5 protein-coding genes are annotated in these 17169 nt (G+C 65.0%); 2 read left to right on the top strand and 3 right to left on the bottom strand.

The annotated features are described in order from the left end of the window. Positions 1-62 precede the first annotated feature (62 nt). Entirely contained in the window at positions 63-11639 is an 11577-nt protein-coding gene (locus tag GV792_RS28645; protein WP_163828121.1) for an SDR family NAD(P)-dependent oxidoreductase, read from the top strand. Between the two features lie 207 nt (positions 11640-11846). Here GV792_RS28645 and GV792_RS28640 read toward each other — a convergent pair whose 3' ends face one another. The 3 genes from GV792_RS28640 to GV792_RS28630 all read right to left on the bottom strand — a co-directional run bounded on the left by GV792_RS28640 (position 11847) and on the right by GV792_RS28630 (position 15411). Continuing rightward, positions 11847-13184 (bottom strand): cytochrome P450, encoded by a 1338-nt coding sequence (locus GV792_RS28640; protein WP_256670669.1) that lies wholly within the window; start codon positions 13182-13184, stop codon positions 11847-11849. A gap of 102 nt (positions 13185-13286) precedes the next feature. Continuing rightward, positions 13287-13748, bottom strand: coding sequence for a nitroreductase family deazaflavin-dependent oxidoreductase (locus GV792_RS28635; protein WP_218580023.1), 462 nt, complete (start codon positions 13746-13748; stop codon positions 13287-13289). 178 nt (positions 13749-13926) lie between these two features. After that, on the bottom strand, positions 13927-15411 hold the full coding sequence (locus tag GV792_RS28630) for a thioesterase domain-containing protein (protein WP_163828118.1): 1485 nt from the start codon (positions 15409-15411) through the stop codon (positions 13927-13929). Between the two features lie 713 nt (positions 15412-16124). Between GV792_RS28630 and GV792_RS28625 the strand changes: the two genes are divergently transcribed. Next, the coding region (locus tag GV792_RS28625; RefSeq protein ID WP_163828117.1) for a beta-ketoacyl synthase N-terminal-like domain-containing protein at positions 16125-17169 on the top strand (1045 nt) is incomplete at its 3' end.

The raw sequence follows: 17169 nt of genomic DNA, 5'->3' as shown, positions 1-17169 counted from the left end.
CCTCGCGGGTGGATTGGGCGTTGGGGCATGCGGGGTTGTTGACCGCGGCGCGGGATTGGCCGGTGGTTGATCGTCCGCGTCGTGCTGCGGTGTCGGCGTTCGGTATCAGCGGCACCAATGCCCACGTCATCCTCGAACAAGCACCGGTGAGCGAGCCGGCACCGCAACGACGGACACCGCCGGATGAGTCGGCGCCGGTGGTGTGGGTGGTGTCGGCGCGGACCCGGGATGGGTTGGCGGGGCAGGCGGCTCGGTTGTCGAGCTATCTGGGGCAGCGTCCGGATGTGGATGCGGTGGATGTGGCCGCGACGTTGTCGGGACGTACGCGGTTCGATCATCGTGCGGTGATCGTGGGCGGGGATCGGGCGCAGTTGCTTGGCGGGCTCGACGCGGTGGCAGGGGGGCTACCCGCCGGTGCTGGTGCGGTGGTGTCGGGGGTCGCCGGTAGACACGGCAAAACGGTGCTGGTGTTCCCGGGTCAAGGTGCGCAGTGGCTGGGGATGGGGCGGGAGTTGCTGGTTTCCTCGCCGGTGTTCGCGCAGACCATGACCGAGTGCGATCGTGTGTTCTCCACATTGGTGGACTGGTCGCTGCTCGAGGTGCTCGACGGTGGCAAAGGCGCGCCCTCCCTGGAACGGGTCGAGGTTGTGCAGCCGGTGTTGTTCGCGGTGATGGTGTCGCTGGCGCGGCTGTGGCGTTCAGTCGGTGTGGAACCCAATGCCGTGGTGGGTCATTCCCAAGGAGAGATCGCCGCAGCCCATGTGGCCGGTGTGTTGTCGCTCGAGGATGCCGCCCGGATCGTGATCCTGCGCTCGGCGGCGTTGACGGTGTTGGCCGGTCATGGCGCGATGGTGTCGGTCGGGCTCTCGGTCGAGGAGGTCGAGCGACTGCTCGACAGGTTCGACGGGTTGGCGGTGGCTGTGGTCAACGGCCCGGGATCGACGGTGGTGTCCGGTGACATCGGGCAGACGGAGTTGTTCCTGACCGAGTGTGAGCGACTCGATGTTCGCGCACGCCGGATCGCGGTGGATTATGCCTCGCACTCTCCCCAGGTCGAACAACTTCGTGATCACCTGCTCGACGCACTCACCGAAATCCAGCCGCGTCCGCAAGGTTCCACCGGTTCGAGGGGTTCGTCGGGGCTGGCGTTCTATTCCACCGTCACCGGCACGATCCTGGACCCGACTGAACTGGATGCCCAGTACTGGTTCCGCAATCTGCGGGAAACGGTGCGTTTCGAGCAGGCCGTGCAGGCATTGCACCGCGACGGATACAGCGTGTTCGTCGAGGCGAGCCCACACCCCCTGTTGACTGTCGACATCGAACAGGTCTGTGCGGCAGCCGATCCCGGCAGCGGCATTCCTCCGAACAGCCATGACCCGGTGATCGTGGGTTCGCTGCTGCGTGGCGAGGATTGCGCGGTCGCGTTCACGCGTTCGATGGCCCGGTTGGATGTGTCGGGTGTAGGCGTGGTGTGGGATGCGGTGCTTCAGGGTGGTGGTCGCCGGGTCGAGTTGCCCACGTATGCGTTCCAGCGGCGCCGCTATTGGCCGACCGCGACCGGGACCGGTGATCCGGTGTCGTTGGGGTTGGCCGGGGCCGGGCATCCGTTGCTGGGTGCGGTGATGGTGTCCGCGGATACGGGCGCGGTGGTGTTGACGGGTCGGTTGTCGTTGGCGTCGCAGCCGTGGCTGGTCGATCACGCGGTCGGTGGGGTGGTGTTGTTCCCCGGGACCGGGTTCGTGGAATTGGCGATGCGGGCCGGGGAGGAAGTCGGATACCCGGTGTTGCGGGACCTGACATTGACCACCCCGTTGGTATTGACCGTTCACACCGCGGTACAGCTGCAGGTCGTGGTCGCGGCCGCCGATGAACGCGATACGCGCCGACTGGTGGTGTACTCCCGCGACGCCGGCGACCCGCGCGCGGAGTGGGTGGCGCACGCTGAGGCCGTCCTGACCGGACACGGCGCCGATTCCCCAACCACGCTGCCTGGCGGCTCGGCATCGGAGGAGATGGGAGTGTGGCCACCGCACGACGCGGTCGAGCTCCCGGTCCACGACATATACGCGGTGTTGGCCGACATCGGATACGGATACGGCCCGGCATTCCAAGGACTGCGGTCGCTCTGGTGCCGCGGCGAGGAACTGTTCGTCGAAGCAGCGCTGCCCGACACCGTCGCTGACGCGCCACGATACGGGCTACACCCGGCATTGCTGGATTCCGTACTGCATGCGATCGCCGCACACGCGGCGGCTTCCGATTCCGATGCCGGTGTGATGTTGCCGTTCGCATGGTCGGAGGTGACGCTGCGCGCGGTCGGCGCGACCACGGTGCGGGCTCGGATCGCACCAACCGGTATGGGTGCGGTCTCGATACAGGTCACCGACACCACCGGACACCCCGTGCTGATGGCCGCGTCGTTGACCTCACGGCCAGTGTCTTCCGGACAGTTGGGCGCACCCGCCGCACGCGACCGGCTGTGCGCGGTGCACTGGAGCCCGATCCAGACCGATACCCCGGCCTCGGTGTCCGAGTATCGGGTGTTCACCACGGTCGAGGACTTCCTGGCCTGGACCCGGGACGAGTCCGCGCCGGTACCACCGGCCGTCGTGTTCGACCGACGCGACACCGACAGCGATCACGATGGTGCCGCCGCCGGTATGCCGGGGCGGGTGCACGGAGCGGTCGCCGACACGCTGGTCGTGTTGCAGGCCTGGTTGAGCGAGTCCCGGTTCGCTGGACGCATGTTGGTGGTGTCGACCTGCGGGGCGGTCGCGGGTGCGGGTGAGCAGGTCGACGATCTGGCCGGGGCTGCGGTGTGGGGTCTGGTGCGTTCGGCGCAGTCGGAGGACCCGGGCCGGTTCGTGCTCCTCGACGCCGATCGTCCCGTCGACGTGCTGGCCGAGGTGCTGGCCAGTGCTGAACCCCAGGTGATGGTTCGTGACGGCGTGCTGCATGTGGCCCGGCTGACCCGGTTGACCGATGCGCTGGGTCTGGCTGTGCCGGAGTCGGCGTCGTGGCGGCTGGAGGCCGGTGACGACACCTTCGACGGGCTCGGGCTGAGCCGGTACGCCGCCGCAGATCGACCGTTGGGGCAGGGGCAGGTCCGTATCGCGGTGCGGGCCGGTGGCCTGAACTTCCGGGATGTCCTTATTTGTCTTGGTGCGGTAGACGTGGGGAGCGCCGCGATGGGCATGGAAGTCGCCGGGGTGGTCGAGGAGGTCGGCCCCGGGGTCGCGGGCTTCGCCGTCGGAGACCGGGTTATGGGGTTGATCGAGGATGGTCTTGGTCCGTTTGTGGTGACGGATCAGCGGTTGATCATCCGCATGCCCGATGGGTGGTCGTTCGTCGAGGCGGCCACTTTTCCGGTTGTTTTCCTCACCGCCTATTACGGGTTGCGGGATTTGGCGCGGGCGCGGCCGGGTGAGGTGTTGTTGGTGCATGCGGCTGCCGGTGGGGTGGGTATGGCTGCGACGCAGTTGGCTCGGTATTGGGGTCTCGAGGTGTATGGCACTGCGAGCCGGGGTAAGTGGGATGCCTTGGGCGCCTTGGGTTTCGATGAGCGGCGTATCGGTGATTCGCGGTCGCTTGATTTCGGTGATCAGTTCATGGCGGCCACGGGTGGTCGTGGTGTGGACATTGTTTTGGATTCGTTGGCCGGGGAATTCGTCGATACGTCGTTGCGGCTGTTACCGCGTGGTGGTCGTTTCTTGGAGATGGGTAAGACCGACATACGCGACAGCGAAGAGGTTGCTTCTCGTCATCCGGGAGTGCACTACCGTGCGTTCGATCTGTGGGATGCCGGGCCGGATCGGATCGCCGAGATGCTGGCCGATCTCGAGACGATGTTCGACGAGGAAATTATCGTTCCGTTGCCGGTCACGACCTTTGATATTCGGCGTGCGCGGGAGGCGTTCCGGTATTTCGGTCAGGCACGTCATATCGGAAAGATCGCCCTGTCCATGCCAGTGGGAGAAGCCGGTGTGGATTCAGGTGTGGTGTCGGCGGTATCGGCGGGCACGGTGGTGATCACCGGTGGGACCGGGGGCTTGGGTTCGATGTTGGCTCGGCATTTGGTGGTCGAGTACGGGGTGCGGTCGTTGGTGTTGGCCAGTCGTCGTGGTCCGGGCGCTCCGGGGGCGGCGGAGTTGGTCGCGGAGTTGTCCGGGTTGGGTGCACGGGTGCGGGTGTTGGCGTGTGATGTGTCCGAGCGCGGCGATGTCGTGGAGTTGCTGGCCGCGGTACCCCAGGACGCGCCGTTGACGGGTGTGGTGCATACCGCGGGTGTGCTCGATGACGGTGTGGTGGTGTCGTTGACCCCGGATCGGGTGGATGCGGTGTTGGCGGCCAAGGCGGATGCGGCGTGGTATCTGCACGAGTTGACCCGCGAGCTGGATCCGGCACTTTTCGTGTTGTACTCCTCGGTCGCGGGTGTGTTGGGTACCGCGGGACAGGGCAACTACGCGGCGGCGAACGCGTTCCTCGACGGGTTGGCCGAATACAGGCGTGCCGACGGACAGGCCGCGGTGTCGATCGCATGGGGTTTATGGGCCGCCGCCACCGGGATGACCGGACACCTCGGCGATTCCGACACCGCACGGATGGGGCGTAGTGGGGTGCTGGCGATGTCGGACCGACGGGGTTTGGCATTGTTCGACGCCGCTGTGGCACAGCATCGTGCGGGTGTGGTGGCTGCCCACATCGATTCGGCCGCATTGGTGGCCAGTTCCCGTGCCGGTGTCCTCGCTCCGATGCTGGAGGGAATGCTCGCCACGCTCCGCCACAGCACTCCAGGTGCTACCGGCTCGGTGAGGCTGCGGCAGCGGCTGGTCGGGCTGACACCGACCGAACAACAAGCACTGATCCTGGATGCGGTTCGTGGTCAGGTCGCGGCTGTGCTGGGACATGACAGCGGCACGGTTATCGATCTCGACCGCAACTTCAGGGACCTCGGGTTCGACTCCCTGACCGCCGTCGAGGCACGCAACCGGTTGAACACGATCACCGGGTTGCGGTTGCCCGCGACCCTGGTCTTCGACTACCCGACACCCGACGCTGTCACCACACACATCCGCACCCAGCTCACCGACGCCGCGGCTGCCGCGGTCGAGGCGGTGCCGGTCGCGGGGCCGGTGTCGCTGTCGGAGCCGGTGGCGATCGTGGGGGTGGGCTGTCGGTTCCCAGGTGGGGTGTCCTCGCCGGAGGAGTTGTGGCGGTTGGTGGCCGACGGTCGTGATGTGATCTCGGACTTCCCGGCCGATCGTGGTTGGGACGAGGTGTTCGATGCCGCGTCTGGTGCGGCGGGTAAGTCGTACGCGAATCAGGGCGGATTCCTCGACGACGCGGCCGAGTTCGACGCCGGGTTCTTCGGTATCAGTCCGCGCGAGGCGATCGCGATGGATCCTCAGCAGCGGATACTGCTGGAAACGGTGTGGGAGGCGCTCGAACACGCCGGAATCGATCCGGCATCTTTGCGTGGCAGCGACACCGGTGTATTCGCCGGCGTGATCGACCAGTCGTACGACGCGGGTACGGGTACCGGCGACGTAACCGGGTCCGAGGGTTATCGGTTGACCGGCGGTTCGGCGAGTGTGGTGTCGGGTCGGGTGTCGTATGTGTTGGGGTTGGAGGGCCCTGCGGTGTCGGTGGACACGGCGTGTTCGTCGAGCCTGGTGGCGTTGCATCAGGCGGTGTCGGCGCTGCGCGTGGGCGAGTGTTCATTGGCGTTGGCAGGGGGTGTCACGGTGATGACGACCCCGGGAGTGTTCGTGGAGTTCTCCCGGCAGCGGGGGTTGGCGCTGGACGGCCGGTGTAAGCCGTTCGCCGAAGCCGCCGACGGGACCGCGTTCGGTGAGGGCTCGGGTGTGTTGGTGTTGGAGCGGTTGTCGGATGCGCAACGTAATGGGCATCAGATACTGGCGGTGGTGCGCGGTAGCGCGGTGAATCAGGATGGTGCATCGAATGGTTTGACTGCGCCGAATGGGCCTTCGCAGCAGCGGGTGATTCGGCGTGCGTTGGCCAATGCGGGGGTATCGGCGGCCGAGGTCGATGTGGTGGAGGCACACGGCACCGGCACCACGTTGGGTGATCCGATCGAGGCGCAGGCATTGCTTGCCACCTACGGGCAGGATCGGCCGGCGGATCGGCCGGTGTGGTTGGGTTCGGTCAAGTCGAATATTGGGCATACGCAGGCGGCGGCCGGTGTGGCCGGGGTGATCAAGATGGTGCAGGCGTTGCGTTATGGGGTGTTGCCCGAGACTTTGCATGTGGATGCGCCGTCCTCGCGGGTGGATTGGACCGCGGGAGACGTTGAGTTGCTGAGTCGGGCGCGGGATTGGCCGGTGGTTGATCGTCCGCGTCGTGCTGCGGTGTCGGCGTTCGGTATCAGCGGCACCAATGCTCACGTGATCCTCGAGCAGGCACCGGAATCGGTGACCGACCCCGTCACCGCCCCCGTGGCCGGTGCTGGTGGGGACGAGCCGGTCGTGTGGGTGGTGTCGGGTCGCACGCCGGAGGCGTTGGCTGGGCAGGCGGGTCGGTTGTCGCGCTATCTGCGCGAGCGTCCGAATGTGGATCCGGTGGATGTGGCGGCAACGTTGGCAGGTCGATCCCGATTCGAGCAGCGTGCGGTGGTCATGGGCGGGGACCGGGCCGCGTTGCTGGGCGCCTTGGCCACGGTTGCCCAAGGACCGGCAGGTCACGGTGTGATATCGGGGACCATACGCGCACAAGGCAAGACGGCGTTGGTGTTCCCGGGTCAGGGTGCGCAATGGCTGGGGATGGGTCGAGACCTGTCAGCCCGGTTCCCGGTATTCGCGCAGGCATTCGACGAGGTGGTGACCTTGTTGCAGGAGCGGTTGGGGTCTCCGCTTCGGGACATCATGTGGGGAGAGGACCCGCGGGTGCTCAGCCGGACACAGTTCACGCAGGCGGCGTTGTTCGCTGTCGGGGTGGGTGTGACACGGCTACTGCAAGAGTGGGGAATTCGCCCGGACTTCGTGGCGGGACACTCGATCGGTGAGGTGAACGCCGCATACGCGGCGGGGATTGTGTCGCTCGAAGATGCGGTGGTGTTGGTGGCCGCGCGGGGGCGTTCGATGGCGGCTCTGCCCGAGGGTGGGGCGATGGCTGCGGTGCAGGCATCCGAAGCCGAAGTGCTGCCGTTGCTGACCGCGGGGGTGGCGGTTGCTGCGGTCAATACCGCAGCCACCGTGGTGCTTTCCGGCGCCCACACCGAAGTCGCGGCCGTGGTCGAGCGGTTGGGCAGCCAGGGACGCAAGACCCGCTGGCTGGAGGTGTCGCATGCGTTTCATTCCCCGTTGATGGAGCCGATGCTGGCCGATTTCGCCGCGGCGATAGCGCAGTTGTCCTTCAACGAACCGCTCATCCCGATGGTGTCCACCATCGACGCCACCTTCGGCGCCGCCGGCGAAATGAGTGCCGGGGCAGCAGATCCGGCGACCGCGGAGTACTGGGTCGAGCAGGTACGGGCCACGGTGCGGTTCGGTGCGGCGATCCGCGCCCTGCATCGGGCCGGTGCGGACCGGTTCGTCGTCGGCGGCCCTGACGGGGGACTGACCGGGCTGATCACCCAGAACCTCGATGACCCGACCACGACGGGAGACCCGGCCGTCGCTTCGGTGCTGGTGGCGCCGATGTTGGGCAGGGACCGTGACGAGACCGAAACCGCGCTCAACGCCGCCGCTCGCTTGGATGTGGTGGGTGTGGGTGTGGCGTGGAATGCGGTGTTGGGTGGTCGCGGGCGACGTGTGGAATTGCCGAGCTATGCGTTTCAGCGCCGGCGGTATTGGTTGAGTTCGACGGGGGTCGGTGACGCGGTGTCACTTGGCTTGTCGAGGGCTGAGCATCCCTTGTTGGGTGCGGTGATGGCGTCGGCGGGTTCGGGTGGCGTGGTGTTGACCGGACGGCTGTCGTTGGCGACGCAGCCGTGGCTGGTCGATCACGCGATCGGTGGAACGGTGTTGTTCCCGGGGACGGGGTTCGTGGAGTTGGCCTTGCGTGCGGGTGCCGAGGTCGGATGCCCGGCGCTGCGCGAGTTGACGTTGACGACTCCGCTGGTGCTGAGCGCCGAAACCGCGGCGCAACTGCAGGTCGTGGTCGACGGGCCCGATGAGCAGGGACAAAGCGTGCGGCGGGTGGTGGTGTACTCCCGTGATGCCGGGGACCCGCAGGCAGGATGGGTCACTCATGCCGAGGGAATGGTGGATCGGCAGGCTGTCGATCTCGTGAATTCGGTGGCCGCCGAACCGGCGTCGGAGGAACTGGCGGTGTGGCCGCCGCGCGGCGCGGTGCCGGTGGCGGTGCACGATCAGTATTCGGTGCTGGCCGATCTCGGATACAACTACGGTCCGACATTCCAAGGGCTGCGGTCGTTGTGGCGTCGTGGTGAGGAGTTGTTCGTCGAGGCCTCGTTGCCGGACACGGTGAGCGATGCGTCGGGGTTCGGGCTGCATCCGGCGCTGCTGGATTCGGTGCTGCATGCCACGGTGATGGCAGCCGATTCGAGCGCCGATGTCGAGGTGATGTTGCCGTTCGCCTGGTCGGGGGTGGCGCTGCACGCGATCGGCGCGTCGATGGTGCGGGCCCGGATCGCTCCGACTGATCCCAGTACCGGCGCGATGGCGATCGAGGTCGCCGACACCGCCGGGCGCCCGGTGTTCACGGCGGGAGCGCTGACCTTGCGGGCGCTGTCGCCGGGACAATTGGGTGCCGCCGGCACACGTGAGCGGTTGTGCGCGGTGCAGTGGACACCGGCGCCGACTCCGATCCCGAGCTCGGGATCGGTGCCGGAGTCTCTGATGTTCACCACGGTCGAGGGACTCATGGCGTGGACGCGCGACGAGACCGCATCGGTGCCGCCGGTGGTGGTCTTGGACCGGCGCGAGATCGACGCCACGGCCGAGGATGTCCCGCGGCGGGTCCATCGGGCGACCGGTGAGCTGCTGGTCGTGCTGCAAGCGTGGCTGGATGAGTCGCGGTTCGCGGCGAGTGTGCTGGTGGTGCTGACCTGCGGGGCGGTCGCGCGTACTGGTGAGCGGGTCACCGATCTGGCCGGCGCCGCGGTGTGGGGTCTGGTGCGGTCGGCACAGTCGGAGGACCCTGGGCGGGTCGTGCTCCTCGACATCGATCACCCCGACGGCCGTTCCACCGATGCCGATCTCGCGCACGAAGCCGACCCGGCTGGTGTGGACTCGTCGATACCGGGGGTGGCGCTGGCCGAGGTGTTGGCTAGTGGTGAACCCCAGGTGATGGTCCGCGACGGCGTGCTGCATGTGGCCCGGCTGACCCGGTTGACCGATGCGCTGGGTCTGGCTGTGCCGGAGTCGGCGTCGTGGCGGCTGGAAGCCGGTGACGACACCATCGACGGGCTCGGGCTGAGCCCCTGCGGTGCTGCGGATCAACTATTGGGGCCGGGGCAGGTCCGTATCGCGGTGCGGGCCGGTGGCCTGAACTTCAAAGACGTTCTCGTCTGTCTGGGTGCGGTGGCCTCGGAGGACACCCTGATGGGCAGGGAAGTTGCCGGGGTGGTCGTCGAGGTCGGCCCGGAGGTGGCGGGCTTCGCCGTCGGAGACCGGGTCATGGGGCTGATCGAAGAGGGTCTTGGTCCGTTTGTGGTGACGGATCAACGGTTGATCGTCCACATGCCCGATGGGTGGTCGTTCACCGACGCCGCCACAGTTCCGATTGTTTTCCTCACCGCCTATTACGGGTTGCGGGATTTGGCGCGGGCGCGGCCGGGTGAGGTGTTGTTGGTGCATGCGGCTGCCGGTGGGGTGGGTATGGCTGCGACGCAGTTGGCTCGGTATTGGGGTCTCGAGGTGTATGGCACTGCGAGCCGGGGTAAGTGGGATGCCTTGGGCGCCTTGGGTTTCGATGAGCGGCATGTCGGTGATTCGCGGTCGCTTGATTTCGGTGATCAGTTCATGGCGGCCACGAGTGGTCGTGGTGTGGACATTGTTTTGGATTCGTTGGCCGGGGAATTCGTCGATACGTCGTTGCGGCTGTTACCGCGTGGTGGTCGTTTCTTGGAGATGGGCAAGACCGACATACGCGACAGCGAAGAGGTTGCTTCTCGTCATCCGGGCGTGCACTACCGTGCGTTCGATCTGTGGGATGCCGGGCCGGATCGGATCGCCGAGATGCTGGCCGATCTCACAGCAATGTTCGACGATAAAGTGATCGTTCCGCTGCCGGTCAGGACATACGACATTCGGCGTGCGCGCGAGGCGTTCCGATACGTCAGTCAGGCGCGTCATATCGGAAAGATCGCCTTGTCCATCCCGGCAGGCTCCGGTGGTGCGGACTCGAGTGTGGCATCGGCGGTGTCGGCGGGCACGGTGCTGGTGACCGGTGGAACCGGGGGGTTGGGGGCGATGCTAGCGCGGCATTTGGTGGTCGAGTATGGGGTGCGGTCGTTGGTGTTGGCCAGTCGTCGTGGTCCGGCGGCACCGGGGGCGGCGGAGTTGGTCGCGGAGTTATCGGGGTTGGGTGCGCGGGTGCGGGTGTTGGCGTGTGATGTGTCCGATCGGGGGGCGGTGGTGGAGCTGTTGGCCGCGGCTGCCGAGGATGCGCCGTTGACGGGTGTGGTGCATACCGCGGGTGTGCTCGATGACGGTGTGGTGGTGTCGTTGACCCCGGATCGGGTGGATGCGGTGTTGGCGGCCAAGGCGGATGCGGCGTGGTATCTGTACGAGTTGACCCGCGAGCTGGATCCGGCACTTTTCGTGTTGTACTCCTCGGTCGCGGGTGTGTTGGGTACCGCGGGGCAGGGTGCCTATGCGGCGGCGAATGCGTTTCTGGACGGGTTGGCCGAGTACCGCCGTGGCGAGGGTCGGTCGGCGGTGTCGATCGCGTGGGGTTTGTGGGCCGCGGGCACTGGGATGACCGGGCATCTCGGTGGTTCCGATACCGCACGTCTGAGCCGGGGCGGGGTGGTGGCGATGCCGGACGAGCAGGGTTTGGCATTGTTCGACGCCGCTGTGGCACAGCATCGTGCGGGTGTGGTCGCTGCTCGCGTGGACACGGCCTCGTTGGCTGCCGGTGCGCGCGCGGGCACTCTGGTTCCGTTGCTGGAGGGGATGCTGCCGGGAGGCCGCCGTGTCACGGGAGGTGCGGTGGGTCTGCGGCAGCGGTTGGCGGGACTGACCGAGCCCGAGCGAAAGGCGTTGGTTCTGGACACTGTTCGCGGTCAGGTCGCGGCGGTGTTGGGTCACGAGAGCGGTGTGGTCATCGATGCCGGCCGCAATTTCCGGGATCTGGGATTCGACTCGCTGACCGCGGTCGAGACACGCAACCGGTTGAACACCGCTACCGGGTTGCGATTGCCCGCGACGCTGGTTTTCGACTATCCGACACCGGATGCGGTGACCGCGCACCTCCTCACCGAACTCACCGACACCGAAATCTCCGACTCTTTATCGCGCCTGGAAAGAGAAGTAATGGATATGGTCGACAGTAAAACATTGACCAAAGAATTCTACTCGAGACTATTGAATTTGACCCGAATCGCCAGTCAGGTGAACGAAGACCCGGATGCATCCCCGTCGGAGGACGTCATGTCCATGAGTGACCAGAAACTATTGGACCTGCTGGAGGACGAATTCGGCATTTCATAGCGGTTGTTGGGGCGGCCGGCTCCATGCGGACCTCGCTATGGAGTCGTAGCCATTGAACGTCAGGCAGATGGCATGCAAAGGTACGGATGCGACCTCGACACCCGCACCGGCCACGCGTTGCCGCGCTGGCTGTGCTGCCTGGCGGAACGCGGATTCGCACTGCTCACCGGAGATCAATGATGCCCACTGAGATCACGTCAGTGGGCATCAACTTTCTTTGCTCTTGATCGGCCGAACCGTCATTCGCAACCCCTTGGGTGTGCGCGGCGGGAACGTCGTCATTCGCAGCGGCTCCCCAGTGTTCCCCACAAACGCCAGCTCACAGGTGGCCAGCAAGCGTGCGATGGTCAGCAGTGTCTGAATCTTGGCCCAGTTCTTCGCGATACATTCGCGCCTGCCGAAACCGAAGGGGGCGTAACCCGTCCGGTTGGTTGCGCGCACATCGACGAACCTGTCCGCGATGAACGCCGTGGGGTCGGGAAAGTGCTCTTCGGACTGATGTGAGGCGGTGGTGGCGATGAAAACCATCGAACCTTCGCGAATCCGGAATCCCCGAAACTCGAAATCCCTGGCGGCGCGCCGAACCACAGCCGGAGCGACCGGATTCAACCGCATGGATTCCTGCAGGGTCGACCACAGATGAGGCATGGCCACCAGCGGATCTACCCCGCAGGGGTCACCGTCGAAATACGCGATCGCCTCTGCCCGCACCGCGGTGTGCAGCTCGGGGCGCTCGAGGATGTCGAGCAAGGCGATGGCGATGGTGGAGGTGGAGGTGTCCGCGCCACCGATGAACGGACCGAACAGGCTCAGGATCAGCTCATTGCGGCTGATGTCGCCGCTGCGATACAGGTTCACCAGCGCTGTCGCCAGCGGCGGCTGCTCCGAATCGGATGATTCGGCGAGCAATGTGTCGGCCAGCTCGGTGATGTACGTCATCACCCGCCGCAGCGCGGCCCGATACGGCGGCCAGGCCAACATGAGTTTCGGCCAGTGCCCGAGTGAGACTCGCAGCAGGAAACTGCTGACGTAGAACAGGGTGTCCGTCAAGTCGACCGCGTCGCTGGCTTGGACCATGGTCGCGCTCGCCTGGCAGACGAACAATCGCCGCAGTTCGGGCATCAGGTCGATGGATTCCTGTTCGATCCATCGTTCGACCATGAAATCGACTGCGCCCACCAGCTTTTCCGGATCGGCGGCATGACTCGAGTGACCGCGCGCCAAGCGGCGGCGGAGGACCGAGTGCATATCGCCGTCCGAGTCGGCGATGAAATGCTCCGCATCGAACTGTTCCCGAAAAGCTTGAAATCCGCCCGCGGCGATCAGGGCACCGTTCTGCTCCAGACGTAGGAGCTCATCCATAACCTCTCGACCGGCGAATACAGTGGCTTCCATATGCGGATAACCGACTCGGAACACGTTTCCGAGCTCCGTGACCCCTCGAGCCACCAGGGTATTCGGATCCTTCAAGGTCTGCCAGGTGTTCCGAACCGCGGACTGCCGCAATTTCGGCGCTAGCGTGGACCCGTCTTTCCCGCGGCCCATATCAGCGAACCTCGGCGGAGGTGATCAACTCCGGGACCGGATCGGCACAGTCGGCGAAGTAGTCGAGGCCCTTGATGATCGCTGCCCGGCTATGAAGTGCGGTCATCGCGGCGTCAGTGCGAATACCCGGGGCACGCGCGTGCCGAGAGCGGCGTTGCGGTCATAGTTCGGCCACACCGCTGCGAGATTCGACCAGATCCGTTCGCGCTCTTCGGCCTCCAGCAGTCGTGCGGTCACCGAGACGCGCCGCCCCTTGATCGAGGCGACCGCCTCCGGATCGGCGAGCAGATTGGCCGACCACTCCGGATGCCGCGGCCCACCCCAGTTCGAGCCGGTGACGTAGTATCGCCCGCCGTCCGCGATGTAGAGCAGCGGAACCGATCTGGGTCGGCCGGTTCTGCGGCCGGTGGTCGTCAACAGCAATCCGGTGCAGCCACTGCCCATCATCACATTGACGCGACCACGGGTGAGTCGGTAGACAGCCCGGTCGAACGGCACCTTCTTTTTCATCGCCGCGAGGAACCAGGGTCGCGAACCCAGGGAGATCGTCGCCTTGGTAACCAAGGTACGAGCAGAACCAGCCATAAATAAAGTACCCCCTACGATCATTACTGCTGTGCTTGTGGAACTTGTTCTATGATCCCGCAATCGTTCTGTCCCGGGGAGCCGAAAAAAGCAGTGGCGCAGCGTACTTCTCACGTCACGGTCGCTCGATGATGCGGAAATTACGACTGAAATCATGCTAACCGTCGTTTGCGCTCAACTGCCTCAACCATTGGTCGACCACCTGTGCGGTCGTATGCGCCTCAGTGCTGCACAATGCGACATGTTCGGCATCCACGGTGCGCACAGTCTGTGCGGTCGACCAGTTCTCAATAGGCCATTCGTTGAGGTTGTGCGTCGGCGACGGTTTCGTGCATTTGATGACGAGCGCCTCGCATTCGACGCGCTGATACTCGAGTTTCTGCAAGAGTTCCAGCCAGCACGCCAGCGCGGTCAACCGTGCGGTGGTGAAGCCGGCGAGATCGGGGATCATCGCCTCCGTATCGACCACGGCGTGTCTCACGGTTTCCATTTGGCGCTCGTTTGCCTCTCGAGCGATGAAGGAGTCGAAGATGATCAGTCCCTGCAGCCGGGTATTGCCTTGTTCGAGCATCCGAGCGGCAGTGGCGTGAGCGAGGTTCCCTCCTCCCGACATGCCGGCCAGGACGAACTCGTCTTCCCCAACGGTATCGAGGACCGACGTGGCGATGCTTTCGATGGCGGCATCGGGCGACGCAGGCAAGGGCTCATCCGGCTCATATCCCGACAGTGGGATGACCGAGAGGCGGCGATGACCGCCCAAATGAGCGGCAAGCAGAATATACTGGATGTATCCGCCGAGAAATGCTGGGGTGCAGATCAATACAACGTGCGGCAAGGTTTCGCCGCCGGTGTTGTGGGGTGTGCCACCGCTGAGTCCGATGCCGGTCGGTATTGCCGCTGTATGGTGATCGAACGCCGGGCGGAGTTGCGCGGCCGCGAGAAGGAACTCCAAGCCGTCGGTGAACTTATCGTCTGCGATCGCCTGTCGGAACATACGGACAATAGTTGGATCAGCGGATGGGGAGCTCACTGCCGGAGATTGTTCGGCAGACTCGGCCACCACGGTGTCGCCGTCGGTGGCGTGTCTCCCGTCGCCTCGAGGTGCAAGCAAGATGTTTCCGCGTATGGCGAGTTGCGGTTCGGCGCTGGCGATTGCGTTGACGGCCATGTTCCGTACGGCCATGAGTCCGGATAAATCCCCGAGGCCTTTATCGGGGGAGTCGGTGTCGACGAGAATGATCCGCCCCGGGGTCTCGGTCCGAGCCGACTTCACAAGCTCCCATATCGCCGATCCTGTCGGGTGGACAACTTCGTCGGGCGATACCGAAATCGCGCCGCGCGTGAGTACCAGGAAGGTGCTGGAATCGAAGCGTCGCTGTCCGGACCAGGACTGCACAGCGGTTGACACCTTCTGGGTCATGGCGTGCGTATCCGTTGGTAGCGCACCGGATTCGTCTCTGCGGCAGTCCAGCACGATGACCTGGGCGGTGTCGGTGTCGGGCCCGTGCAGTGCTTCTGTCCAGTCGCAGGGTGCCACCTCGGGTAGTGACGTGGGAGTGGGAATTGTGCACCACTCGACGGGGTGGTGCTCATTCATGGATTCGTCTGTTGTCTCGACGAGCTGGCCTTGCTCTGCGGTCATTGCTCAAAGCCTCCGTGCAGTCGCCGATTTCGGCGGAATCGAGGTGTCAGGGTGATGAGATCCGCGCCTGGGTCGAGACCGAATGCGGTCGATGGTTACTTCTTTCTCGATTGCGGCTCACCCCCGTGATATAGAACATGTTCATTTGGCTGGCCAGGGATGGCCTTGCCGGTGCCTGCCAGGCGGTCCGCAATGAACTGGCTGCTGGAGCGCTCTTCGCTGCACCACGTCGTCGCCAGCATGCCATGAGGAACTGGCGTCGTCCACCCTTGACTGAAACACGTTCTTGCGTGATCCTGATATGGATCTTTGTGAGTCGGCCTAATGAGGGTGGGGCAGATGGACCTGGCGGCGCTCAATGCCGAGCAATGGCAATCGGTGGTCCGCAGACGACGATGGCGCCTGGGGGCGTGCGCAAGTGATGGCACTGCCGGCACGCCGATGGCTCGCGCCGCTGAGCGCAACGGAAGTCAAGCGTGACCCTGGTGGCAGATCCTGGTGAGCTCCAGCTGATCTTCAGCTGCGTCAGATGACAGTTCGGTGACCATGCTTGCCGATCTCGAACGGATTGATTGCCTGGTCGAATGCGGCCCCGTCGGCATGCCTCCGGTCGACGGCAGATGATGAGGTCGCCGCATTGTTGAACGACAAGTTCGGTATGCCTGAGTCTTTATCTGGATTGGGTTCTTGTTCTTTGGAATAGAGGTTCCGAATTGGTCGACCAGCAAAAGCTGCAACATCTCCTACGACGTGTCACAGCCGAGCTTCAGGAAAGCAGGGCCAAGCTGCGGGAGCTGACGCAGTCGGCCTCGGAGCCGGTGGCGATTGTGGGTATGGGGTGTCGTTTTCCGGGAGGCGTTGGGTCGCCGGATGATCTGTGGCGCCTGGTTGCCGAGGGTCGTGATGCGGTGTCGGGATGGCCGTCTGATCGTGGGTGGGATCAGTCGGGTGTGCTATTTCCGGAGCCGGGTGTTGCGGGTAAGTCGTACACGAATGAGGGCGGATTTCTTTACGACGCGGCCGATTTCGACGCGGGATTCTTCGGTATCAGTCCGCGCGAGGCGATCGCGATGGATCCTCAGCAGCGGTTGCTGTTGGAGACGGTGTGGGAGGCGTTGGAGCGGGCGGGAATCAAGCCGGACTCGTTGCGGGGCAGTGACACTGGCGTGTTCGTTGGTGTCATCGGGCAGACCTATGGCGGGATAGTCGGTGCCGGAGCTGATCGTGGAGTGGCGGGGTATCGGTTGACCGGCTCTGCGCCCAGTGTGGCGTCGGGCCGGGTGTCGTATGTGTTGGGGTTGGAAGGACCAGCGGTGTCAGTGGACACGGCGTGTTCGTCGAGCCTGGTGGCGTTGCATCAGGCAGTGTCGTCGGTGCGTGCGGGGGAGTGCTCACTGGCGTTGGTTGGTGGTGTCACTGTGATGACAACCCCGGGGGTGTTCGTGGAATTTTCCCGGCAGCGGGGTTTGGCGCCGGATGGTCGGTGTAAGCCGTTCGCCGAATCGGCTGACGGGACGGCGTGGGCCGAGGGGGTCGGTGTGTTGGTGTTGGAGCGGTTGTCGGATGCGCAACGTAATGGGCATCAGATACTGGCGGTGGTGCGCGGTAGCGCGGTGAATCAGGATGGTGCGTCGAATGGTTTGACTGCGCCTAATGGGCCGTCGCAGCAGCGGGTGATTCGGCGTGCGTTGGCGAATGCGGGGGTGTCTGCTGCTGAGGTTGATGTGGTGGAGGCGCATGGTACGGGGACCATGTTGG

The organism is Nocardia cyriacigeorgica, from assembly GCF_010868145.1.
Lineage (GTDB): Bacteria > Actinomycetota > Actinomycetes > Mycobacteriales > Mycobacteriaceae > Nocardia > Nocardia cyriacigeorgica_D.
This window is presented reverse-complemented; position numbering and strand designations above follow the sequence as displayed.